Annotated in this window: 17 protein-coding genes; 9 read left to right on the top strand and 8 right to left on the bottom strand. The window is 43.9% G+C overall.

From position 1 onward, the window contains the following. Positions 1 to 16: 16 nt before the first annotated feature. Entirely contained in the window at positions 17 to 1810 is a 1794-nt protein-coding gene (gene lepA, locus J7I42_RS34125) for a translation elongation factor 4 (RefSeq protein ID WP_209144881.1), read from the bottom strand. 165 nt (positions 1811 to 1975) lie between these two features. Here lepA and J7I42_RS34120 point away from each other — a divergent pair, with 165 nt between their 5' ends. Continuing rightward, complete coding sequence (locus J7I42_RS34120) at positions 1976 to 2821, top strand: sigma-70 family RNA polymerase sigma factor (RefSeq protein WP_209144879.1); 846 nt, start codon at positions 1976 to 1978, stop codon at positions 2819 to 2821. Positions 2822 to 2888: 67 nt separating this feature from the next. On the opposite strand, the gene J7I42_RS34115 is transcribed toward J7I42_RS34120, so the two are convergent. Next, a complete protein-coding gene (locus J7I42_RS34115) occupies positions 2889 to 3362 on the bottom strand; it encodes a hypothetical protein (protein ID WP_209144877.1) in 474 nt (157 codons plus the stop codon). A 271-nt stretch (positions 3363 to 3633) separates the two neighbouring features. Here J7I42_RS34115 and J7I42_RS34110 point away from each other — a divergent pair, with 271 nt between their 5' ends. The 3 genes from J7I42_RS34110 (at position 3634) to J7I42_RS34100 (ending at position 7113) form a co-directional block, all read left to right on the top strand. After that, entirely contained in the window at positions 3634 to 4095 is a 462-nt protein-coding gene (locus tag J7I42_RS34110; protein ID WP_209144875.1) for a carboxymuconolactone decarboxylase family protein, read from the top strand. 178 nt (positions 4096 to 4273) lie between these two features. After that, positions 4274 to 4609, top strand: a complete 336-nt coding sequence (locus J7I42_RS34105) for a DUF6686 family protein (RefSeq protein WP_209144874.1) — start codon at positions 4274 to 4276, stop codon at positions 4607 to 4609. A 47-nt stretch (positions 4610 to 4656) separates the two neighbouring features. Further along, positions 4657 to 7113 carry a TonB-dependent receptor gene (locus J7I42_RS34100; RefSeq protein ID WP_209144872.1) on the top strand — a complete coding sequence of 819 codons (2457 nt, stop codon included), beginning with the start codon at positions 4657 to 4659 and terminating at the stop codon, positions 7111 to 7113. A gap of 872 nt (positions 7114 to 7985) precedes the next feature. Here the strand turns inward: J7I42_RS34100 and J7I42_RS34095 are convergent. The 6 genes from J7I42_RS34095 to hppD all read right to left on the bottom strand — a co-directional run bounded on the left by J7I42_RS34095 (position 7986) and on the right by hppD (position 16233). Then, positions 7986 to 8510 carry a hypothetical protein gene (locus J7I42_RS34095; protein ID WP_209144870.1) on the bottom strand — a complete coding sequence of 175 codons (525 nt, stop codon included), beginning with the start codon at positions 8508 to 8510 and terminating at the stop codon, positions 7986 to 7988. 56 nt (positions 8511 to 8566) lie between these two features. Continuing rightward, entirely contained in the window at positions 8567 to 8842 is a 276-nt protein-coding gene (locus J7I42_RS34090) for a hypothetical protein (protein WP_209144868.1), read from the bottom strand. Between the two features lie 142 nt (positions 8843 to 8984). Continuing rightward, a complete protein-coding gene (locus J7I42_RS34085) occupies positions 8985 to 10016 on the bottom strand; it encodes a mandelate racemase/muconate lactonizing enzyme family protein (RefSeq protein WP_209144865.1) in 1032 nt (343 codons plus the stop codon). A gap of 165 nt (positions 10017 to 10181) precedes the next feature. Further along, a complete protein-coding gene (locus tag J7I42_RS34080; protein WP_209144863.1) occupies positions 10182 to 12869 on the bottom strand; it encodes a 4-alpha-glucanotransferase in 2688 nt (895 codons plus the stop codon). A gap of 643 nt (positions 12870 to 13512) precedes the next feature. Continuing rightward, a complete protein-coding gene (locus J7I42_RS34075; RefSeq protein WP_209144861.1) occupies positions 13513 to 14703 on the bottom strand; it encodes a L,D-transpeptidase family protein in 1191 nt (396 codons plus the stop codon). 402 nt (positions 14704 to 15105) lie between these two features. After that, positions 15106 to 16233, bottom strand: coding sequence for a 4-hydroxyphenylpyruvate dioxygenase (hppD, locus tag J7I42_RS34070; protein ID WP_236065638.1), 1128 nt, complete (start codon positions 16231 to 16233; stop codon positions 15106 to 15108). A 339-nt stretch (positions 16234 to 16572) separates the two neighbouring features. Here hppD and J7I42_RS34065 point away from each other — a divergent pair, with 339 nt between their 5' ends. From J7I42_RS34065 to purE, 5 genes are all read left to right on the top strand, one after another. Continuing rightward, complete coding sequence (locus tag J7I42_RS34065) at positions 16573 to 17694, top strand: 5-(carboxyamino)imidazole ribonucleotide synthase (RefSeq protein WP_209144859.1); 1122 nt, start codon at positions 16573 to 16575, stop codon at positions 17692 to 17694. Between the two features lie 224 nt (positions 17695 to 17918). Continuing rightward, positions 17919 to 18980, top strand: coding sequence for an efflux RND transporter periplasmic adaptor subunit (locus J7I42_RS34060; protein ID WP_209144857.1), 1062 nt, complete (start codon positions 17919 to 17921; stop codon positions 18978 to 18980). Between the two features lie 66 nt (positions 18981 to 19046). Further along, a complete protein-coding gene (locus tag J7I42_RS34055) occupies positions 19047 to 22139 on the top strand; it encodes an efflux RND transporter permease subunit (protein WP_209144855.1) in 3093 nt (1030 codons plus the stop codon). A 91-nt stretch (positions 22140 to 22230) separates the two neighbouring features. Beyond that, positions 22231 to 23559: a TolC family protein gene (locus J7I42_RS34050; RefSeq protein ID WP_209144853.1), complete on the top strand. Its 1329-nt coding sequence runs from the start codon at positions 22231 to 22233 to the stop codon at positions 23557 to 23559. Positions 23560 to 23627: 68 nt separating this feature from the next. Beyond that, a complete protein-coding gene (purE, locus tag J7I42_RS34045) occupies positions 23628 to 24140 on the top strand; it encodes a 5-(carboxyamino)imidazole ribonucleotide mutase (RefSeq protein WP_209144851.1) in 513 nt (170 codons plus the stop codon). Positions 24141 to 24174: the final 34 nt, after the last annotated feature.

Raw genomic sequence — 24174 nt, 5'->3', positions numbered from 1 at the left:
CTGTTAATGTTGTCGTTTAATCATCGAGCTTCAACACAGCCAGGAACGCTTCCTGCGGTACTTCTACGTTACCAATCTGGCGCATACGCTTTTTACCTTCTTTCTGTTTTTCCAACAGCTTACGTTTACGGCTGATGTCACCACCATAACATTTGGCGGTAACGTCTTTACGCATGGCACTGATGGTTTCGCGGGCCAGTACTTTGGCGCCCACAGCAGCCTGGATGGCAATCTGGAATTGCTGACGTGGCAATAACTCTTTCAATTTTTCACAAAGCTTGCGACCGAAATCCTGGGAGCGGCCGCGGTGGATCAATGCACTCAGGGCATCCACTTTGTCACCATTCAACAGGATATCCATCTTCACGATATCGCTTTCGCGATAGCCGATAGGATGATAATCGAATGAGGCATATCCACGGGTCTGGCTTTTCAGTTTATCGTAAAAGTCGAAAACGATCTCTGTCAGGGGCATCTCAAACTGCAGCTCCACGCGGGTAGTGGTCAGGTAGCTTTGGTTCATCAGGATGCCACGTTTACCCAAACAAAGCGTCATGATATTACCGATGTACTCAGGCTTTGTAATGATCTGGGCCTTGATGTATGGTTCTTCTATCCGGTCTGTCTTTACAGGGTCAGGGAACTCTGTAGGGTTGTTTACGATAACTTTTTCGCCTTTTGTAGTGTAGGCAATAAAGCTCACGTTGGGAACGGTGGTGATCACGGTTTGGTTAAACTCGCGTTCCAGCCTTTCCTGGATGATCTCCATGTGCAACATACCTAAGAAACCGCATCGGAAACCGAAGCCAAGGGCCTGCGAGGTTTCCAATTCATAGGTTAAGGATGCGTCGTTAAGCTGGAGTTTGTCCATACAGTCACGCAATTCCTCAAAGTCATCGGTATTCACTGGAAAGATACCGGCAAATACCATTGGTTTCACTTCCTGGAAACCTTTGATCATTTCCTGGGTAGGTTTATTCTTGAGGGTAATGGTATCACCCACTTTTACTTCTTTTGCATTCTTGATACCGGTAATTAGGTACCCTACATCACCTGCACCTACTTCTTTCTTTTCCGTCATTTTCAGTTTGAGGATACCCACTTCAGCCGCCTCGTAATCCGCATCGGTAGATACGAATTTTACGATATCCCCTTTGCGGATGGTGCCATTCAGTACCCGGAAGTACACGATGATACCCCGAAAGCTATTAAATACACTATCGAAAATAAGGGCCTGTAATGGCTCTTCAGGATTCCCTTTTGGCGCTGGGATGCGTTCTACGATGGCTTGTAAAATGCCTTCGATACCAATACCGGTACGTCCGCTGGCCAGCAGGATGTCCTCGGGTTTACAACCGATCAACTCAATGATCTGGTCCTTTACCTCTTCGATCATGGCGCCATCCATATCAATTTTATTGATGACCGGGATGATCTCCAGGTTGTTATCGATGGCGAGGTACAAGTTGCTGATGGTTTGGGCCTGAATACCCTGGGTGGCGTCAACCAGCAATAGCGCGCCTTCACAGGCGGCCAGTGCCCGGCTAACCTCGTAACTAAAATCTACGTGTCCGGGGGTATCAATCAGGTTCAGGATGAATTCCTGACCATCCGTATGCTTATAGTTGATTTGAATGGCGTGGCTCTTGATAGTGATCCCTTTTTCTCTTTCCAGGTCCATATCGTCCAGTACCTGGTCCATCATTTCCCGTTCACTGATCGTGTTAGTGGTCTGTAACAGTCTGTCTGCCAGGGTACTTTTACCATGGTCAATATGTGCGATAATGCAAAAATTGCGGATATTCTTCATTAAGTCGATTGTCGGCTTTAAAATACCCGCAAAAGTAACTGATTTTGGTGGGATTACAGAGAGAAAGTGGGGTGATTTCAGGTTAAGGTCTTCAGTAAATGCAGCCGGTAAGTGGATTAGTGTACGGCAATTGTTTGCGCCAAAAGGCTTCCCTACATTTGCACTATGGATTCCCTGCGACCTTTACTTACCTCGTATGCTTACAATATCCTCGGGTCTTATGAGGATGCGAAAGACATTGTACAGGATGTTTTATTAGAGATGATCAATCGTACCGGTGCTGAGATTCAGAATGAAAAGGCCTATTTAACCAGGTCAGTGATCAACCGGGCCATCAATGCCCGCAACAGGTTGCAAAAGATGCAGTCGGGTTATCCTGGTAGCTGGTTGCCCGAACCGGTTGCTCCCGAAACGGCTGATGGTGACCTGAACCAAAAAGACATCCTCTCCTACTCCCTCATGGTGTTGCTGGAGAAACTGGATGCCAAACAGCGAGCTGTTTTTATATTGAAGGAAGCGTTTAATTATGACCATGAGGAGATTGCGGAAGTGTTGGATATTAGTGTTGAAAATTCAAGAAAAATACTCAGCCGTGCCCGCGCAATTCTTCATAATGAGCCAATTAAGGAAGTAGCGGTAACGTCCGCTGATTACCTGAACAAATACATGGATGTGATCCGTAGCCGGGATATAAAGAAGCTGGAAAAACTCCTGAGCGACGATGTAGTAGTGGTTTCCGATGGCGGTGGAAAGGCCAGGGCTGCTATCAATCCGCTTATTGGGGTTGAAAGCGCCTCCCTGTATATTTATGCGATCCATAATAAATACTACGAAGACCAGCAGATAGTACAAGGAATGGTGAACCACGACCCTGCCCTGTTCTATTATATAGATGGCAAACTGGTGAATTGCCAGATCTTCGAATGGCGCAATGAATTAATTCACCGGGTATATTTTGTGAGAAATCCGGATAAGTTAATTGCCTTAAGTAAGATGGAAAATGAAAAATAAAAGTTGAATTAAAAAGCAGGAAGTAAGAAGTTGGGGTTTACCTAACCTCCTACTTCCAACTTTGTTCCTATGCAGCTGGATTCTTGAGCGACCAGCCGTGTAACTTCAGTTCCAGGACGCCTGGATTGTCTTTGATGCCCTCATATTTTGTATGAATGTCTTTATCTGAAACCAATTTGACCTGTATCAGAAAAGTGCCTAAAAAGCCGATAATAAGACCGCCAAAAATACCCAGGATGCCCCAGATTCCCCAAATGGCGAAGATCAGGATTACAAAAGCTATTGCACTAACCCAGGCAATTAATGTTGCCCGTTGTGCCGCATGATCATGTATTGACCTGCAACTGGCGCATCGTGAAATTCCTACATCCACCTGTTGGTACTTGACGTAACTGTAAACGATTAAATAGGTGCTGTCTTTTGTTTTAAACATCGGGATATAATGGTTGTCGTCCGCATTGGTGGAATTTCCTGTTTTACAATACTGACATTTTGTATCAGTCGGTTCCATCCTTACCTTTTCTTCGTTGTAATTAAACATGTATTGATATTGGTTTTATTGGGCTTAAGCGGTATTTGTCAGTTACATATTGATAGGCACAAATGTGTAACCATTGCGCCGGCAAGAAACAAATTTTTGATTGAATATGCAAGCACCACCTGCGCCTGCTCATAGTTACCTTTTTAGACTGATTTTTTGTTAATCACGTAAGATTGCTGCGCACTGAACCCGTTGGGAGAAATAAAAAATATTTGAAAACTGTCACGCCGGATCTTTTCTTTTTGTCATTACGCCTCAAAATCATCTTACCATGGAAAGAATTTCATTTAAAGAGGCGCCTGGCGTGTATAACGCAGTAAAGCAAGGGCAAAACTACGTAGACAGTTGCGGGCTTGATTACAAATTGCTGGAGTTGATCCGGGTGCGGGTATCGCAGATAAACAGCTGCGCTTATTGCCTGGATATGCATTATAAAGAGGCTATCCATGCCGGTGAATCCCCTATCCGGTTAATCTCGGTATCGGCCTGGCGTGAAACTAATTATTATTCTCCCCTGGAACAGGCAGCCCTGGCATTTGCCGAAACATTAACGCATATGCCGGCTGAAGAAAGCAGTGATGCTATACATGATGAATTGATCAAATATTTCACCAAAGATGAAATTGCCAATCTTACCATGGCCATCGTGCAGATCAATTCCTGGAACAGGCTTGTTCGTTCATTTGGGCTTGTATCCGGTTTATATAAAGTACCCGCCGCTACTACAGTTTAAGCATATTGGAAATAAGGCCCCGACGGTTTGGTCGGGGCCTTTTTATGTCTGAACCTTTTCCTTATTGCGTAAGTCGATTTCCCGTTTTAGCAACCTGCACAGCATGGGCCATGCTACTTTTGCCTCACCAACTAATTACCAGGCCATTCACACTTATAATTTAAATCGTTAATACCTTATGTGTTCATACCAGACCTTATTTCACAATGATGAATTCGGCTATGTGATCCTGTGCCGTGCTTGCGATTCCATACAGGTGGCTTTTGGTAATTTACTGCTAACCTGGAACCGCCCTGACTTTTACGATTTCTTCCAATTTATAAAGCGGATGTTTAATGAAACTCCCATCGATGGCGCTGCCTACAATAAAAAAAACCTGGCCATTCCGGTTCCCTGCGAGGGTGTTCGCATTTTATTAAGCACCCGCGAACTGCAACAGCTGCATCATATGTTGGATATGGCAGAAACCGAATTGCAGTCGCAACAGTTAATGAGCCTCCTGAGCGGCGAATAACTGTTTATAAAAAAAGGTTCCGATACATTCTGAAAACAAGATTCCCAATGATAAGGTTCTCATTTATTCTGGCTCTATTACTTAGCGCAGCTTTTTCTGTTTTAGCCAATGATCCGGATGATGGATTTGGCACTATTAAAGGACGTGTTACCACCGTTGATGGCCACCCGGCCGCATCGGTTACTGTTGTTTTAAAAGGCACCAAAAAAGCCGTTGTAACTGAAGAAAATGGCACGTTCACCCTTGTACATGTAAAATCCGGTAATTATGAAATTGAGATCTCCCAGGTGGGGTTTGAAACCATTGTACAACCTGTACGGGTAGATGGCAACAGCATAACAGCCGTTTCAATTCAGTTAAAACTATCAAGCAAACAATTGCAGGAAGTGGTGGTTACCAGCGCTCATAAGGGCTATGCCATCACCAGCAGCGATTATGTGTCGAAGATGGCGTTGCGGAATATGGAAAACCCGCAGGTATATACAAGCATTGGCAAAACAATGCTTTCTGAACAATTGGTATTTTCGGTTGATGATGCCTTACGGAACGCCCCTGGCGTACAAAAAATGTGGGACGCAACAGGCCGAAGTGGCGATGGTGGCAGCTATTTTAATATGCGTGGTTTTATTGTACAAAGCACCTTGCGTAATGGCATTGCTGGTAATGTGTCAGGTTTAACCGATGCTGCCAATCTGGAAAAACTGGAAGTGATCAAAGGACCTTCGGCTACTTTATTTGGCAACGTGCTTACTTCATATGGCGGATTGATGAACCGGGTTACCAAAAAGCCTTTTGATCATTTTGGTGGTGAAGTCAACTATTCAACCGGCAGTTTTAAATTTAACCGTTTTGCAGTTGATATCAATTCACCACTCGATTCTGCTAAAAAAGTACTATTCCGGTTAAATGCTTTATACCGATATGAAGGCAGCTACAGAGATAATGGCTATAATAAAGGATTTGTGCTGGCTCCCAGCCTTTCTTATAAAGTAAATGACAAACTGAACTTTTTACTCGACGCTGAATTTTACAGCGGACAAAACACGGGTATGAACGTTTACTTCTTCCCTTACCTCCTGCCTATGTCTGCTTTAGGCACCAACAGGGCCGATCAACTGAACATTGATTACAAACGCTCCTATGCCAGCGACGACCTGTACCAGGTATCCCGCAACCTGAATTTCTTTGGTCAAATGAATTATACCATGTCAAATAGCTGGAAGTCACAAACGACTGTTTCTGCTACCAACAGTTATTCTGATGGGGCATCCCCCTATTTCTATCTGTTGTCAACAGGTGATGTAAAGGGAACGAATGAAGCTGGCAGTGGTTATATTTCCCGGGAAGACCAGTTTACTAAAGACAGCAAAGACCGGATCTTAGAATTACAACAGAATTTCACTGGTGATTTTACCATCGGTGGTTTCAGGAACCGGTTTGTAGGCGGACTTGATTTCACACATCATTTTTCTGACCAGTATTTTTCAGGCAATGCGTTTGATACCGTATATGCCCTGGGTGACATCCCGACCTATAATGATTTTAACCGAACCAACCTGGACAAGCTGTATATGGATAAAGGATATTCTTTTACATACCCGGCCAACTATAGGGCCAATACCTACAGCGCGTATGCTTCTGATCTGTTTAATGTAACGGATAAATTAATGGTTTTGGCGGCTTTGCGGCTTGATCATTTCGATAATCGTGGACCAGTCGACAGCCTATCGTTTGTAAACCCGGTTCCGTATTCTCAGACCTTCCTGTCGCCCAAATTTGGTATCGTATTTCAGCCAGTAAAAGACCAGGTGTCGATTTTTGCCAATTACCAGAATTCGTTTACCAATAAATACGGTGTTAATGGCGATCCTAATGGTGACGCCAATGATAAGCACAATGACTTCAAGCCTGAACAGGCCAATCAATTGGAAGGAGGCGTGAAACTGGATGTATTCAAGGGGAAATTAACCACGTCAATAAGCCTTTACCAAATAAAAGTGAAGGATGTGATACGACCCATGGCTGGTAATCCAAACTTTTCGGTGCAGGATGGTACGCAGGTAAGTAAAGGTGTAGACGCTGAGATCATGGCAAATCCTATTGAAGGGTTGAGCCTGATGGCTGGTGTTTCCTATAATGATTCAAAATATGAAAAGGCCACTGAGGAAGATATAGAAGGTTTGCGTCCTGGCACGGCCGGTTCTCCCTGGGTTGCCAACTGGTGGATCAGTTACCGTTTCCAATGCCCGAAATTAAAGGGACTGGGAGCAGGTTTTGGCGGTAATTATGCCAGTGATAACAAAATAATAAACAGCAAGAGCCTGGGTTATTTCATATTACCCGAATATACAGTGTTGAATGCCTCTGTATTCTATGACCAACCGAAGTTCAGGGTATCGGTAAAGCTGGATAACCTTACCAATGAGAAATACTGGGTAGGTTATGGCAGTCTGATACCACAAAAGCTAAGAAATTACGGCGCCAGCATTGCATTCAAGTTTTAATAATGTGATGCCGACATATTGAGCACGGAAAAGGGTGTACCCATTGCGGGTACACCCTTTGTTTATGCGGTGCTAACCCATATGACTAAGTAGATGTGCTTAGCGGTTTTAAGCATTAATAATCAATTAAAAGAACCACTATGGCCAAAACTTGCAAATAGGTGGGCGGAGAGTGTACTTTTACATCGTTATAACAATCCAATACAAATGAAACCAAGGCCTGATCCTAAACCGTACCCAGTAGACCTTAAAAGACCTGATTGAACATTTTGTAGGAAGGCCTGATCTGTAGCAAGTAGACCTTAAATGACCTGAATGAACCCTAAGTCCTGAAACCTGATTGTAGCAGTAGACCTTAAATGACCCTGACTTTATCAGGGTTGACTCTGAATAGTAGCGATTAATAACCTGAACTCACTGTACCTGGTAAGGCTTGATTTTTTAGTATCCGTAAATCCGTATTTCGTACCCGTTATTGCACCGATTTGTAGCAATATCCAATCTATGAAAGACCCGAATCACTGATCCTTTTGGAAACCATCCAAAGAGATTGACCTTCCGCCCTAATGGGCGGGAGGTTTTTTATTATTTCGGATTATTTTTTTGTTATATTCAATGTGGAATCCTTAACTTCGGTTTCAGGTATATGATACCGCTAGCTACTCTCCTGAGTGTTCTTTGTTAAAGCTTCTGAATGTTTTTTATAATTTCAAGAATATGCGCTGTAGAAACAGCTTTAAATAGTTATTGTTATACGGAATAAGTCGGCACGCACAGGGAGGCATAGCTGTAACAGGTTTTTATGTGAAGTACAATCTGACTTGCAAATATGCTTCTATCGGCACGCCCTGTTTTGTACAGGGCGTGTTTTTTTATTCCCCTTCCACCGTATATTCTGTTATAAGAACATCTGGTTGATCTAAACTTAAAGAAAAACAGGTAGTAACAGCATCGGGCATGGAGAGCCGAAAATAATATTTGTCATTTTTGTTACCTAAAAATTCAAAATATCCTGCTGCGCCTTTTACTTCCAGGGTATGAAATTGTTTGTCCTTTGTGAATAATAGCATTGTAGTATTGCTGGTAACCAGTGAGCCCATTCCAAAAATTCCCTTTCGGGTATTGTAATACTTTAGTTTAGTCAGGTACTTAGTTCCTCCGGAATGGATGGTTGAATCGGCAGTAAATATTAATTGTGCGGCCGGTAATTTGCCCGTTTTAAATAGATCGCTACGGGTATATTTAAATGAAGCCTGCTCTATACTATTGAAAAAAGCACTGGGTTTTGCTGGCGCTGTTGCGTATGATTTTAAAAGTATGGTATTTGAGTTACTTTCCGATTTACAGCCAATGGTAGCGAAAAAGATTGTTCCTGCGATTAGACTGAAGTATCTCATATTCATTTCTTTTATGATTTCCATCGGTAAATTAATAATTTTAAAGCGTTAACCCCTCATTTACGAACTTTAATTCTATGCACTACGGACCTTGCGACAAAAGAAATTACAAATACAATTAAAATATCCAGAATAAACTTTCCAGGGAAAAATCCAGTCTCTACACATGGAGGATCGCATTTTCCGTTAAATTCTCTTTTAAATGTAACAGGAAATCCAATTTCATCAGAGCCATCACTAGCAGCTTCGTGAGTACCAAATACTATACAGGCGACATACCAACAACAAACAACAACAACAAAGAATTTTAATATTGAAATAAAAGAAGTCATATTAAATCTTTTATTGTTGGAGCGATCAAATATTTTGCTTCCACCGGTAAAATAGCAATTTTATTCAACCTGGTGGCTGAAATTGATTGGCGCGCAGTTTTTTATTATAAGCGTGCTGTTTTGGCCGATAATTGTGCAGGGATTATGAAAAAAGTGAAGGATCTATTTTTATCCCTAACCCCGGTGCCTCACTAACTGTTACCTTCCCATTATCAAACTGTAATCCGGTGGCAATGTCCTCAGCCAGTAACAAGGGGCCATCCATATCAACATAATCAAGCAAGGGGTTTAAATGGGCAATGGCGGCTGACCCTACGGTGCTTTCATTCATACTGCCCACCATTACTTTCATTCCCCCTTCACGGGCTTCTTTGATCATGCGGCGGGCTGGCGTAATGCCACTGCACTTGGTAAGCTTGATATTGATCCCATGAAAATGTCCCTGGCATTTTTTTACGTCCTGTTCCAGCACACAGCTTTCATCGGCTATTAAGGGTAAGGGCGATTCGTTGTATAACCGCTTCATGCCTTCCCAGTCGTCCTTGGCCAGGGGTTGCTCTACAAATTCAACTCCCAGGTCTTTCAGGGCGGGTAATTTCTCCAGGGCTTCATTTACCGTCCAGGCGGCATTGGCGTCAACGCGTAGAATAGCATCCGTATGTTTGCGTAAAGCGGTCACAATCTCAATATCCTGGTCGGTGCCTAATTTGATCTTATAGATGGGCCAGGGTTTCTCCTGCATTTTGGCTACCATTTTTTCAATGGTATCTATGCCGATGGTGTAATCAGTAGCAGGGGCTTTTTGTACATCCATCTCCAGTCCCCATAATTTGTACAAAGGTTGGTTGCGCACCTTTCCATACATATCCCAGGCGGCGATATCCAATGCGCAAACAAGAAAGTTATTTTGCGGGTATAAATGGTGCAGGTAATGCCAGTAGCGCTCGGGATCTGTAAAGGCGAATTTTTCAATGAACAGCTTTTTCTGTTCCAGATCAGCCACCATTTTTTCTACAGGGATATTGTAATAGGTGATCGCAGGTGCTTCCCCATAGCCAACCGCGCCCCTGTTTTCGAGCTGAACGATCAATGAGGGCTGATGGGTTTTGGTTCCTTTTGAAATGGTAAAAGGGTATTTGAAGGGCAGATTGGTTGTCTTGTACGCTACTTTCATTTATAAATAATGAATATTGAATTTTGAATCACCGACAAGCGCCGGTATCTCCAATGTTGAAATTAAGAATGAAAAATTAAGAATGAAAAATTAAAAATGAGAAATTAGAAAGAGAATGCTGTATCCTCTTTCTAATTTCTCATTCCTATTTCATGATTTTTAATGCTACCTGCCTGCTTCCTTCACAAACTCTTCCAACTCCTCATTGAACTCTTTTTCTTTAAGCAACTGTTCCAGTGTCAGGTGCATACGGTACCGCCAGTAATGTTTGGGTATGGCTGGTATGTTAATGCGTTCTTCCTGCGGGTTTTCCCTGCGTAGGGTCTCATTCATCCCTAACAGGTCCTGCAACTGGAATGTTGCCCACAAGGCGGGTGACTGCAGGTGCTGTATCACAATGGCTTTATTGATCCAGGCTTCACAAGTTTGCGGCGCCTCTCCCCATTGCCCCAACACCGTATTAAAGAACTTTTGCGTTTTTGTGCGGTCCTCTTCCCACCAACCGCGAATAGTGCTCATATCATGTGTTGATGGGGTAACCACCGACAAATACGGGGCGCTGGCCGGATGGAAGAATTCTGTATGAATGTCTTTGGGCATCCGTTGAATTTCCAGGCTCACAATACCCAGTTGTTTCATTACAACCGGTACGCATTGAGGCACCATGCCCAGGTCTTCCCCGCAAATAAGCATGTTGGTGGAACGCTTGAGCGCCGGCAATTTACGTAACCCTTCCTGCATCCAAAAATGTTCCTGCCGCTCATAAAAGTAATTTACATATAATTCTTTCAGTTTATCCTGCACATAGCCTTCCAAATGCCGGAAGGAAAGGGTATTCTCCATGCTGATGCGGAAATGGAATTCACGTCCCTGTGATCCTGGCTCTTCAAATAAGATCACATTCGAAATAAGATCGTATAACCCCTGCCGCAAATGCTGGTTTTCCTCACTCCGTTCCAGCGCATCAAAATGTGTTTCTACCTGACGCTGGGTGGCGAACTCCGGTTTTAACGTGTATTGATTTCCGACAGTATCCAGATATGGTAAGAACTTTTCTTTATTCGGACCAAACATATCCCATAACACGGTATCGTTGATGAATGGTTGACAATACCGCACCTGATTGAACCAGATGCCGCGTTGTTCAAACTCTGCTGCATGAACAGGGAGTGCCTTTACAAAATGGCCCATAATGCCTTCTACAGCGTGCACGGGGATACTCCAGATGCGAAAGAAACCCAGTATATGATCGATGCGGAAGGCATCGAAGTAATTACTCATTTGTATAAACCGCTGGTGCCACCATTCATAACCGTCAGCTGCCATACGTTCCCAGTTATATGTAGGAAATCCCCAGTTTTGCCCGCGGACTGCAAAATCATCTGGTGGGGCGCCAGCCTGCAATTCCATATGATACAATTCCGGTTCAACCCAGGTATCGCTGCTGTACCTGTACACCCCAATGGCAATATCGCCTTTTAATATAACGCCATTCTTATGCGCATATGCCGCTGCTTCCTGCAACTGCGTATGCAAGTGATATTGCGTAAAATAATGAATGGCTACTTCATCGTACTGTTTGCTTTTAGGGGAAGCCAGTTTTTGAATGGCTTCTTTATTGTAAATATTATTTGTCTTCCAGTGGTTGAAATCGGCTGTTCCATTGCGGTCGCGCAGGCTGCAGAAAACCGCATAAGGTACCAGCCAGTGTTTATTGTTTTCAAAAAATGCCAGGTAATCTTCGTCGGTTGCCCATTCTTCTTTTTGCACCATGTACAACTCTTTTATGGCTGCGAGCTTTACATGCATCACTCCTTCATAATCTACCTCGGGCAGGTCGTTCAGTTGTGCCTGTTTCTTCTTTAGTGGTTTTATGAGGTCGGCGAATTTTTTGCCTGCAACCTTGCTGATGTTCAAATACAGCGGGTGTAAGGCAAATGCTGAAATAGCAGCGTATGGATAGCTGTCTAGCCAGGTATGGGTGGCAGTAGTATCGTTTACCGGCAGGATCTGGATCATTTTCAGGCCGGTTTTTGCGGCCCAGTCCACCAGCAGTTTCAGGTCGGTGAATTCACCGGTACCAAATGAGTTTTTACTTCGTAAGCTAAATACCGGAAGTACCACGCCGGCGCCTTTCCAGGTAGAATTGGGCAATCGTACAAAACCATCGTGTAAAATGGTGAGGGTGTTTAACAGGGCGTCACCATGTAACCAGCGGTTCTCTCCTGCTTCAAATCGAACCAGGCTTTTACTTTTTGTATTATATACCCCGTATTTATATTGAATGGGAAACGATTCCTTGGGTAGTGACAGTTTTATCGCCCACCAGTTGTTTTCGCGATGTAGCAATACCGGCTCCTCTTCATTCCAGTCGGCCAGTATTTTATTGCTACCGAGCAGGCACACTACTTCATTTTTTTCGAGAAGCGGCGCTTTTACTTTAAAATAGTGGGTAGCATTTTTAACAGGCTTGGCCTTGGTGTGGGTTTCCTGTTCTTTGAGCAGTATTTCCTGGAAGGGATCGGTATAGAATGCGTTCTCAAACTCTCCGGGATGGTTCCAGGTATCCATTACCCTGATCTCCTGCATGGGCTTTTTGGAGATGTCGATCGTTTTGTGATCGTCCCACTCCTGCGCCAGATATCCATCTATGCCCTTGTAAATGTAGGTGTAATGAATGGCATCGGTTTGTGGATTATTTATGGTTACCGTGCCCGTCCACAGGTCATGATTGAGCCAGGTTAATGGTAGTGCTTTATCAATATCGTTGTTTCCCAGCTCGTCAGTATTGCCAGTTACGGAAAGGGATTCGCCGGGCCGGGTAAAAAATCTAATGTAGAAATGGATCGTCATAATAGTGTTTTTATTTCATGTACTGGATTTTAAAAAGGGGGAAAGCCAGATAACATGTTCATGCTCAATACGAAATTATAGCAAGCATTCTAAAATTATACCATTAAGGCCTTAATGGTCCGGGAAAATCAGGACAAATCAGCGAGCCACAACCGGGAGGTTTGAGATTTGAAAGATAGTAAAAAATACACACCTATTTTCTATTTCAAAACTTTCGCACTACTTTTGCCCCAAAATTTTACCAATATGGCTAATGGCTCTTCTAAATTTTTGTACTGGATCCTGTTTTTAGCATCAACTGCGGCGTTTCTTTTTGCTATTGCTACGCATTGGGAATATCTGACCCTGATCCTGCCTTTCGTGTGCACATTCTTTGTGAAGGCTATGGATATTATTTAATCGGCAATCGGCAATCGGCAATCCTGAATTGGTAATAGACTCATGATTGTTTTGATTACCTGATTTTATTAGTACGTCGCTTACTGTAAAATTTTAGAATTTATTATAAAACAAATGCCCCCGGCTGAGCCAGGGGCATTTGTTTTTGGAATATGTTTGAACTATTATTTTAGTGCGGTTGCAAATTGTGGGGTCCTTCAATTTGCGGGAACCCATTGCTGATTGCTGATTGCGGATTCAGGAATTACTGTACACTCCCAATAACCTGCGTTTCGGGCTTTTCAATAAAGATGGTCTGCTTTAATTTTACAGAGACGGTTTGATCGTGCTTAACTGCTGGTGTCCATTGGGGCATGTTCTCAAAAGCTTCAATCAGGTGATCGTTCAGATCGTCGTTACCTCCTTTGATAACATTGGCGTAGATCACTTTTCCTTCTTTATTGATCACAAATTCAACCATGGCAAAGGTTTTCTGTTGTTGGCCCAGGTAAGGCACCATTTCTTTGCTCAGGGTATCAATAAATGCCTGGAACTTATCATTGCCGCCGGGGAAAACCGGTAAACGCTCCACTACATTGGAGATCTCCTCCTGGTTATAGGTCTTCAGCTGACGGCGTTCTTTTTTAGCTATCGGTTCTGGTTCTTTATCCTTGGGGATTATACCATCTATTACATACTCCCCCTTTTTCGATACCATGATCACCGGCAGTTTGCGGGTCTTTTCAAAGAAAGTGTAAGCATGTTTCAACTCATCGACCAGTGGCAGGTATTCTGGAAAATCCTTTACATATTTCTTCAGGTATTCACTGCTGCGGGGATTGTCGAAACGAATGGGGAATATATGCACCGGAATAAAATCCTGTCCTTCGCTTTTGGCGTGAGCGGCCAGAATGTACAATTCCTCTATTTGCTCATTATTAATGGGGATACAGCCCGTGGTAACACACTTGCCATGGATATAAATATCGCCGCCAGGCATTACGGAATCACTTAGTATCCGGTCGCTGGCATTGGGGTAATTCAACCCAAGTGACAGGTAGTAGTTACTCCGTGGGTTAAACTCATTGATATAATAAAAGCCTTCGGGCACCTGGTAATCGCCCTGCATGCGTTTGGGACCTAATGAGCCGGCCATAGCGCATACCCGGTAAGTTTTAAACAGTGCAAACTTATCGCTCAGGTCCTGTTTAACCCACACTTCTATCTGGCTGTCGTATTTAAAGGAGCGAATATAAATGTAGCGGGCAGGCCAGGCTAATCTCTTCTCCTCAAATTGCTTCATCAAGGTGTCTTCCTTTTTCTTGATCGCGTCGTTAATACGCGGGAAGCCACGTTGGTAATCTATAAAATTTATACTGGCAGCTGTTGCGGTTTGCGCGGAAGCTGTTTTTACAAGGCTTATGGCCCCCAGTAATAGTATATACGCGTATCTCATGTAAGTTAACTGGGATAATAACGAAAAATAGGTTACGATTATTTACTACACTATCGTTAATTGATGTTAAAATTAGTACAAACGAGCATCCAAAATGCAAGTTCTCTTATACACATTGTGGAAAATACATAATCTATTGTATGCCATTTTGAATGTTCAACTGTAGCTAAATAACAGTTTAGCACGTAGTGCAGCTCATTACCAGGGTATTCAACAATAAATTGTGATTTATGTTTATGCGAAAAGAGGGGAGTTACCGGTTTTCCGGATTTCAGTACCAGGTAAGAAATTTATGTTTTCCTTGGGTGGATTGCCTTTTAAAAAAGGAAGACCCGGAGAAAAGATGTTTGTTACCCCATCTTTTTCCAGGCCTTTTAAACAGCAGATTTTCTCAGTAATACATTATAAATTTCCTCTCAGCTCCTGTTCCCGTTCAATGGCTTCGAACAGTGCTTTGAAGTTTCCTTTGCCGAAACTTTTAGCGCCTTTGCGCTGAATGATCTCAAAAAATAAAGTAGGCCGGTCTTCAACCGGGCGGGTAAAGATCTGCAACAGGTAGCCTTCGTCATCCCGGTCAACCAGAATGCCCAGTTCTTTCAGCGGCTCCAGGTCTTCATCTATATGCCCTACCCTGCCGAGCAATTCATCATAATAGCTCGATGGTACCTTCAGGAACTCTACGCCACGGTCGCGTAATGTAGTGACCGTTTCAACAATGTTATTGGTTGCGAGCGCCACGTGCTGGCAGCCTTCGCCATCATAAAACTCCAGGTATTCTTCTATCTGTGATTTTTTACGGCCTTCTGCGGGCTCATTGATGGGGAATTTTACAAATCCGTTTCCATTGCTCATTACCTTACTCATCAGGGCCGAATACTCTGTAGAGATATCGTTGTCATCAAAGCTCAGGATGTTGCGGAAGCCCAGCACTTCTTCATAAAAACTTACCCATTTGTTCATTTGACCCCAGCCTACATTACCTACGCAATGGTCAACATATTGCAGACCGGTATCGGTTGGGTTATATACTGTTTTCCATTCTTTAAAACCGGGCATAAAGGCGCCGGTGTAATTTTTTCTTTCTACAAACAGGTGAACGGTTTCACCATAGGTGTGAATACCACTTAACACCACTTCGCCGCTGTCATCTTTCAGGCGGGTAGGTTCCATATAACTTTTACCGCCGCGTTTGGTGGTCTCCTCCCAGGCTTTGGTGGCATCCTGTACACGCAGGGCAAGTACTTTTACGCCGTCGCCATGTTTGTAAATATGATCGGCCATGGGATTGCCGGCACGTAAAGGTGTAGTTAATACAAAGGTGAGTTTGTTTTGTCTTATCACATAGCTGGCGCGGTCTTTTACACCGGTTTCAGGGCCTGAATAAGCAATGGACTGAAAGCCGAATGCGGTTTTATAGAAATGGGCAGCCTGTTTGGCGTTGCCTACATAAAACTCCACATAATCGGTTCCCTCGAGTGGTAAAAAATCGGTTTCTGTATTGGGCGCAGTCGCCATCAATGTCTTTGACATAATAATGTAGTTTATGTTGGTATTACAGGAATAATACAGTCAGTCAATTAAAAAATAATTGGCAGCAGCAGGTAGCGTTTCAGGGAAGGAGATCTATAAATGGCTATCCATTGCCAATGCTTCCATCAGCAGGCAATAGCCCATACGTTTGTCGTTAAAAACCTTATGTGGGTAATCGGGTTGCATTCGATATATCAAAGATAGAAAAAATGCTGATAATTGATACTGAGGGGGATAATTGGTTTATTTGGGCGGTTTTTTAGGGGATTCTGAGGTCCGTTTTTTGCCCAAATCCCGGCCCCGACTTCCTTATCTTTGCCGCTTAACTAAACACTAACCATGCAAAAAATTGGAATCCTTGGTGGCGGACAGCTAGGCAGAATGCTTTTACAGGCCGCGGCCAACTATCCTGTTGAAACCTTTGTTCTTGAAAACGATGACCAGTGCCCGGCAGCTCATTTGTGCCATCATTTTGTAAAAGGCGATATTCGCAATTTTGACGATGTGTACAATTTTGGCAAAGGACTGGATGCCATTACCATTGAAATTGAGTCGGTGAATGATGAGGCGCTGGAAAAACTGGAGCAGGAAGGCGTACGGGTATATCCCAAACCTTCAGCCCTTCGCACAATTAAAAATAAGATCCTTCAAAAAGAGTTCTATAAAGAACAACAAATACCAACCTCTTCTTTTGTAATTACCCAAAACCTCGCTGAACTAAGGGCCAATGCCGGTTTTTTACCTGCTGTACATAAAGTGGGTGTCGGCGGGTACGATGGCCGTGGCGTACAACTGTTAAATACACCTGCCGACCTGGAAAAAGGTTTTGACGCTCCTTCCGTATTGGAAAAAATGGTGACCATTCATCGCGAGATCTCCGTGATCATCGCAGTAAACGATAAAGGAGAGAACGTGTTATATCCACTGGTTGATATGGTTGTAGATCCCCGGTTGAATCTGCTCGATTACCAGATCAGTCCGGCTGAAGTGCCAGAAAGAACATTATGGAAGATAGAAGCCATTGCGCTGGCTGTAGTAAAAGGATTAAAAAGCCCTGGCATTTTTGCCGTTGAATTATTTGTTGATAAAGGTGGCGATGTATTTGTTAATGAAACTGCCCCCCGTGTTCATAACAGTGGCCATCATACTATAGAAGCCAATTACAGTTCGCAATTTGATATGTTGTGGCGGGTTATGTTACAATATCCATTAGGCAATCCGGATGCTATTTTACCAGCTGCCATTGTAAACCTGGTGGGCGCTGAAGGTTTTGAGGGAGCCGCCAAATACCAGGGGTTGGAAGAAGTGCTGGCAATGGACAATGTATTTGTTCACCTGTATGGAAAAAAACAAACCAAGCCTGGCCGCAAGATGGGACATGTAACTATCGTCAGTAAGGACAAACAGGATTTGACGTATAAAGCGAACAGGATTAAAAACATATTAAAAGTAGTTAGTTAAGCCCCGTTCTGCCTGCCGTTCATCTCTTTTTAATATACATGCTTAGCTAAAAGATTAATTTTGCGGGCGATATGTTAGCGTAAAATCCCGACGAAACATCGAGATAAACCGTGAAATGGAAATATGAAAGAGGATTGTATATAAATTCGGTTAATACGAATTGCAACTCTTTCACGTTTCATTCCGACTTAGTCGGGACCAGATATAAAATTATAAAAACTCAGATGAACCGTAACAGCCGGATTGTAATTGGATTTATTCTATCCTTCATTTTTATTTCCTGTAAAAGCGAGAAAAAAGATGATTCCCCTAAAGCCAGCGGCGGCCGTGCCGGTAGTGGCAATCGCCCTATACAGGCTGAAGCATTTATTGTTAGATCAAAAGCCCTTAGCGAAAACCTTGAAATTCCCGGTACCCTGTTGCCCTTTGAAGTAACAGAGATCCGCCCTGAAATTTCTGGCCGTGTAGTTGCATTAAATATTCCGGAAGGCAGTTTTGTGCAAAAAGGTGCCCTTCTTATAAAGTTGTTTGATGGCGATCTGCAGGCTCAATTAAAGAAACTGCAGGTGCAATTACAGATTGCTCAAAAAACCGCTGAACGCCAGAAGGAATTGTTGACGATCAATGGTATCAGCCAGCAGGAATATGATCTGAGTGAATTACAGGTAAGCAACCTTAAAGCTGATATCGACCTTATTCACGTAAACATCAGTAAAACAGAGATCAGAGCGCCTTTTACCGGTCGAATTGGTTTAAGGAATATCAGTACTGGCGCGTATATCAGTCCTACTACCCTTGTTACTACAATCAGCCAGGTTAGTCAATTGAAACTGGAATTCACTGTACCCGAAAAATACAGTGAAACCATGCATAAAGGTCGTAAGGTGAGCTTTACTATAGCAGGAACTGATCAAAAGTTCAATGCGGCTGTGCTGGCTACCGAATCGAATATTGAAGCCACTACCCGTACCCTGAAAATAAGGGCGGTTGTACAGGGCATACACCAGTTGTTAGTACCAGGTGCATTTGCCAAAGTAGCATTACAATTAGGAAAGAACGACCACTCCCTGATCGTTCCTTCACAGGCAGTTATACCACAGGCCCGTAATAAAAGCGTGATCGTTTATAAAGATGGTAAACCCAATTTCCAGGTGGTTTCCACCGGTATCCGCGATTCATCGTATGTGCAGGTGTTAGATGGCGTTAAGGAAGGCGATACTGTAATAACTACTGGCTTACTGGCCATCCGTCCTGAAAGTAAAATCAAATTAGTTAAAGTACAATAAGCGAATTCCCAGTCCGACCGGGTTATCCGGTCGGGCATCTGGCCAATATAAAATATAAAATTTCAGATGAATATCTCGGAACTGAGTTTGCGGCGACCGGTATTGGCAACGGTACTGAACATCCTGATCGTGCTGTTCGGGGTGATCGGTTTTACTTTCCTGGGCGTTCGTGATTATCCCGCCATCGATCCGCCCAACGTAAGTGTGCGCACGAGTTATCCTGGCGCCAATGCAGACATTATAGAATCACAGATCACAGAACCACTCGAAAAATCAATCAATGGTATTGCGGGTGTTAGAAATATTACTTCAACCAATAGTCAGGGGGTAAGCAGCATTAACGTGGAGTTTGACCTGAGTATTGACCTGGAAGCTGCCGCCAATGACGTGCGTGATAAAGTATCCCAGGCTACCCGTTCTTTACCTACTGACCTCCCTGCTCCGCCTGTAGTATCAAAGGCCGATGCGAGTTCAGACGCCATCATTTCCATGACGGTGCAAAGTAATACCCGTAACCAGCTGGAGATAACAGAATACGCGAATAACGTACTGGTTGAAAGGTTGCAAACCATTCCCGGGGTAAGTTCAATTCAGATCTGGGGAGAAAAAAGATACGCCATGCGTATCTGGTTCAACCCCGCCAAACTGAGCGCTTATGGATTAACACCCGGCGATGTTCAGTCAGCCATATCCAGAGAGAATGTGGAGTTACCCTCTGGTAAGATCTCCGGAAATAAAACGGAATTGACCGTTCGCACTTTCGGCCGTTTAACAACGGAGGAAGACTTCAATAATGTGATTGTAAAGAATGTGAATGGCAGCGACATCCGGCTAAGGGATGTGGCGGAAGCGGTATTGGGCCCCGAGAATGAAGAAACCATTCTGAAGGAAAGCCGGATTCCCATGATCGCGCTGGCGCTGGTACCCCAGCCCGGTTCCAACTATGTAGCCATCTCAAACGAGTTTTATAAACGGCTTGCTCAGCTGGAAAAGGAAATGCCCAACGATATCAAGCTGGGTATTGCACTCGATCAAACCAAATTCATCAAGCGTTCTATTTCGGAGGTAGAAGAAACCCTGATCGTATCACTGATCCTGGTGGTTTTGATCATTTACCTGTTCTTCCGCAGCTGGCTGATCGCCTTTAGGCCATTGATCGATATCCCGGTTTCCCTGATCGGCGCCTTCTTCATTATGTACATCAGCGGCTTTACCGTCAATGTATTGTCTTTGCTGGGTATTGTACTGGCAACCGGTCTGGTGGTGGATGATGGTATTGTAGTTACCGAAAACATCTTTAAAAAGATGGAGGAAGGGATGAACAAATACCAGGCAGCCCGTGAAGGTTCAAAGGAAATTTACTTTGCGGTTATAGCCACCTCCATAACGCTGGCCATTATCTTTTTACCCATCATCTTCTTACAGGGCTTTGTAGGCCGCCTGTTCCGCGAGTTTGGTATTGTCGTAGCTGGCGCGGTATTGATCTCAGCCGTGGTATCACTTACCCTTACGCCGGTATTGAACGTGAAGCTGACCCGCAATGTGCATAAACACAGCTGGTTCTATCATAAAACGGAGCCTTTTTTCCGCTGGATGGAGAATGGTTATCACAATTCGCTGAAGCGGTTTATGCGCGTACGTCGGATTGCCTGGTTAATTGTTTTGGCTTGCGGAAGTATCATATACTTTATCGGTGGCAATATACAGTCAGAACTGGCCCCTATGGAAGACCGCAGCCAGTTCCGTTTACAGGTTACGGCCCCCGAAGGTACTGCCTATGATTACATGGATACTTACATTGACCGGCTGGCCCAACTGGTAATGGATTCAGTACCTGAATCCAAAACTGTTCTTAGCATTGTGGCCCCTGGTTTTAGTGGTTCCGGTGCTACCAATACCGGTATGGTGCGTACCACGTTGAATGACCCGGAGGAACGTACCCGTTCACAACAACAGATCGTTGACATTATAAACCGGAACCTGGGCAAATTCTCCGATGGTAAGGCCTTTGCCATTCAGGAACAAACCATTTCGGTAAATCGCCGGTCAGGTTTGCCTGTACAGTTCGTTATTCAAAACAATGATTTCGATAAAATAGCCACGGTGCTGCCCAAATTCCTGGAAGAGGCAAATAAGAGCCCGGTTTTCCAGGGTGTGGATGTGGACCTGAAATTCAATAAGCCCGAGGTTAATATTGAAGTTGATCGAATAAAAGCCAGTCAGCTGGGGGTAAGTGTTTCCGATGTATCGCAAACCCTGCAACTGGCCCTGAGTAACCTGCAGATGGGTTATTTTTACCGTACCGGAAAACAATATTCCGTAATTGGCCAGGTAGCGCGGAGTGACCGGGACGACCCCACCGATCTGAAGAATATTTATGTGCGCAATAACCGCAATGAGATCATTTCATTGGATAACCTGGTTACCATGCGCGAGCAAACTACGCCCCCTACCCTATATCACTTTAACCGGTATAAATCGGCCACCGTTTCAGCGGGTGTAGCGCCGGGGCATACCCTGGGTGAAGGTATTCAGGTAATGCAGGGCATTGCTAAAAAATTGCTGGATGAATCCTTTGCGACCTCGCTTTCGGGACCCAGCCGCGACTTTGCGGAGAGCTCCGGTAATACTTCCTTTGCCCTGTTCCTGGCATTGGGTCTGATATTCCTGGTACTGGCAGCCCAGTTTGAGAGCTTTATTGATCCCATTGTGATCATGATCACGGTGCCAATGGCCTTTGCCGGTGCCCTGTTAAGCCTGTGGCTGTTTGACCAAACCCTGAACATTTTTTCACAAATTGGCATGATTATGCTGGTTGGTCTCGTGACTAAAAACGGTATCCTGATAGTAGAATTTGCCAACCAGAAACAACTGGCTGGTTTGTCTAAACGGGATGCGGTAATTGAAGCGGCGAGCGCCCGTTTACGCCCGATATTGATGACGAGCCTGGCCATGGCCCTGGGTGCATTACCATTGGCGTTATCGCTCGGTGCTGCCTCCACAAGCCGCATACCATTGGGTATTGTGATCGTAGGTGGTATCATGTTCTCCCTGATATTGACCTTGTATGTGATACCAGCCATTTATTCAATCCTTAGTCGCAAAAAACACAAAAGCGAAATGGAGTTGATGGAAGATAAAGAAGGACACAGAGCGTAAAATACAGGTTACAGGTTTCAAGTTATCCCGACCAGTCGGGACAACCTGGAACCTGTACCATTTCAAGTATAACAAACAGTTTCTTCAGAATATGAAATATGTTTCAATATTAGTTATCGGGTTGCTTAGTTCCGTACTCGTTAACGCACAACAACAGCTAACCTTACAGGATGCCATCACGGCGGCCTTGAAAAATAATTACGATATCTTATTGAGCCGTAATGATTCTACTTCTTATGCATTGGACCGGTATTATTCATTCGGTGCCTTTATGCCACAGTTGAATGGAACGGCTGCTGCAGTTTGGAATACCAATAATCAACAGTTGAAATTCGCCAGCCGGACTAGTGGAAAAGATAGTTTGGTGAGCCGTAATGGGGTACGTACCAGTAATTTAAACTATGGTGTAAGCCTTAACTGGACTCTTTTCGATGGGTTAAAGATGTTTGCGACCCGTGAAAGATTGATGGAGCAGGAAGCCCTGGGTGCCCTTAACCTGAAAACGCAGGTTATAAACAGCGTGGCCGCGGTTATCAATAGTTATTATGGCATTGTTCGCCAGAAAGAATTTTTAAGAGCGCTTGAAAATCAGGATACCGTTTATATAGAACGAGTTCAACTGGCCGATAAAAAATTATCTGTAGGACTTGGCAGCAAACCCGAGTTGCTGCAAGCCAAGGTCGACTTCAATGCACAAAGGACCATTCAGATCACGCAACAATCTATACTGGCTCAGTTGCGCGATCAGTTGAACCAGCTAATAGGTTTTAAACTAGGCTCCGTATATGAGGTGGAAGATACTATTCCACTTAATATGACATTACAATATGGTGAGTTTGCCCAGAAGTTTGAAGAAAGTAATCCTTTGTTACTGGCGGCTAAAAAGAGCATCGATGTGGCCAATCTTGGTGTAAAGGAACAAAAAGCCGGATTGTGGCCTACCCTATCCTTTAATTCAGCCTATAATTTTGCCAAAACCAATAACAGCGTGGTAGTAAACCAAAACCAGCCCTTCTATAACCAGAACAGAGGATTTAATTACGGGTTCGGGTTGAATGTTCCCATTCTGAATGGTTTTAATACCCGCCGGCTTATTAAACAGGCGCAGTTGAATGTACAGTACCAGCAGCTGAATTACGAAAAACAACACTCGCTGATCGATGTAGGTATCAGCAATTCTTTTAAAGATTACGAATTGCAAAAAAAACTGCTCGATGTAGAATATGAAAACATTTTAATGGCTGATGAGAACGTAAATATTGCCCTGCAACGCTTAAAACAAGGGGTAACTACTTCTCTTGAGTTACGCGAAGCCCAAAAAAGCCAGCTGGATGCTTATATTCGCCTGATCACAGCCAAGTACAATACCAAAATGGCCGAGACGGAACTCCTTCGGTTAAAAGGTGACCTGTTAAAATAGGCAGGCCCTTGCCAGCCTTTGCGGGTGCGCAAATATTTTCTTTTCTTTGCCTATAACTTAGTCTTAATATGGATGTAAAGGTTGGGATTATTATGGGCAGCGATAGCGACCTGCCTGTTATGCAAGCAGCGGCTGAGGTTTTAAAAAGTTTGGGTATTGCATTTGAATTAACAGTGGTAAGCGCGCATCGTACGCCTATGCGGATGGTGGAATATGCCACAAAAGCCCGCGAACGGGGGCTGAAAGTGATTATTGCCGGGGCCGGCGGCGCGGCCCATTTGCCTGGTATGGTAGCTTCCCTTACGCCATTGCCAGTGATCGGGGTGCCTATTAAGTCTTCCAATTCAATAGATGGCTGGGATTCTGTATTGTCAATTCTACAAATGCCCAATGGCATACCAGTTGCTACTGTAGCGCTGAATGCGGCTAAAAATGCCGGTATCCTGGCGGCCTCCATTATTGGTTCATTTGATGAACATATTGGGGATCAGGTAGCTGTCTACAAGAAGAAATTGGAAGAAGAGGTATTGGTAAAGGTCGAAAATCTTAAAAAACAAGGGTGGGAAAACAAATTTGATTAGGCAAATATATTTCATCCTTGTAATTTGCGCGCGG

It is taken from the genome of Niastella soli (assembly GCF_017742245.1).
In the GTDB taxonomy this organism is placed as follows: Bacteria; Bacteroidota; Bacteroidia; order Chitinophagales; family Chitinophagaceae; genus Niastella; species Niastella soli.
The sequence above is the reverse complement of the archived record's forward strand: the minus strand, read 5'-3'. Positions and strand labels throughout refer to the sequence as shown.

Excerpts from the sequence above, each read along its gene's own strand:
- J7I42_RS34080 (WP_209144863.1), bottom strand. The coding sequence starts at position 12,869 with ATGACGATCCATTTCTACATTAGATTTTTTACCCGGCCCGGCGAATCC.
- J7I42_RS34060 (WP_209144857.1), top strand. The coding sequence starts at position 17,919 with ATGAACCGTAACAGCCGGATTGTAATTGGATTTATTCTATCCTTCATT.
- J7I42_RS34075 (WP_209144861.1), bottom strand. The coding sequence starts at position 14,703 with ATGAGATACGCGTATATACTATTACTGGGGGCCATAAGCCTTGTAAAA.
- lepA (WP_209144881.1), bottom strand. The coding sequence starts at position 1,810 with ATGAAGAATATCCGCAATTTTTGCATTATCGCACATATTGACCATGGT.
- J7I42_RS34100 (WP_209144872.1), top strand. The coding sequence starts at position 4,657 with ATGATAAGGTTCTCATTTATTCTGGCTCTATTACTTAGCGCAGCTTTT.
- J7I42_RS34065 (WP_209144859.1), top strand. The coding sequence starts at position 16,573 with ATGCAAAAAATTGGAATCCTTGGTGGCGGACAGCTAGGCAGAATGCTT.
- J7I42_RS34090 (WP_209144868.1), bottom strand. The coding sequence starts at position 8,842 with ATGACTTCTTTTATTTCAATATTAAAATTCTTTGTTGTTGTTGTTTGT.
- J7I42_RS34085 (WP_209144865.1), bottom strand. The coding sequence starts at position 10,016 with ATGAAAGTAGCGTACAAGACAACCAATCTGCCCTTCAAATACCCTTTT.
- J7I42_RS34050 (WP_209144853.1), top strand. The coding sequence starts at position 22,231 with ATGAAATATGTTTCAATATTAGTTATCGGGTTGCTTAGTTCCGTACTC.
- J7I42_RS34110 (WP_209144875.1), top strand. The coding sequence starts at position 3,634 with ATGGAAAGAATTTCATTTAAAGAGGCGCCTGGCGTGTATAACGCAGTA.
- J7I42_RS34105 (WP_209144874.1), top strand. The coding sequence starts at position 4,274 with ATGTGTTCATACCAGACCTTATTTCACAATGATGAATTCGGCTATGTG.
- J7I42_RS34115 (WP_209144877.1), bottom strand. The coding sequence starts at position 3,362 with ATGTTTAATTACAACGAAGAAAAGGTAAGGATGGAACCGACTGATACA.
- J7I42_RS34055 (WP_209144855.1), top strand. The coding sequence starts at position 19,047 with ATGAATATCTCGGAACTGAGTTTGCGGCGACCGGTATTGGCAACGGTA.
- hppD (WP_236065638.1), bottom strand. The coding sequence starts at position 16,233 with ATGTCAAAGACATTGATGGCGACTGCGCCCAATACAGAAACCGATTTT.
- purE (WP_209144851.1), top strand. The coding sequence starts at position 23,628 with ATGGATGTAAAGGTTGGGATTATTATGGGCAGCGATAGCGACCTGCCT.
- J7I42_RS34120 (WP_209144879.1), top strand. The coding sequence starts at position 1,976 with ATGGATTCCCTGCGACCTTTACTTACCTCGTATGCTTACAATATCCTC.
- J7I42_RS34095 (WP_209144870.1), bottom strand. The coding sequence starts at position 8,510 with ATGAGATACTTCAGTCTAATCGCAGGAACAATCTTTTTCGCTACCATT.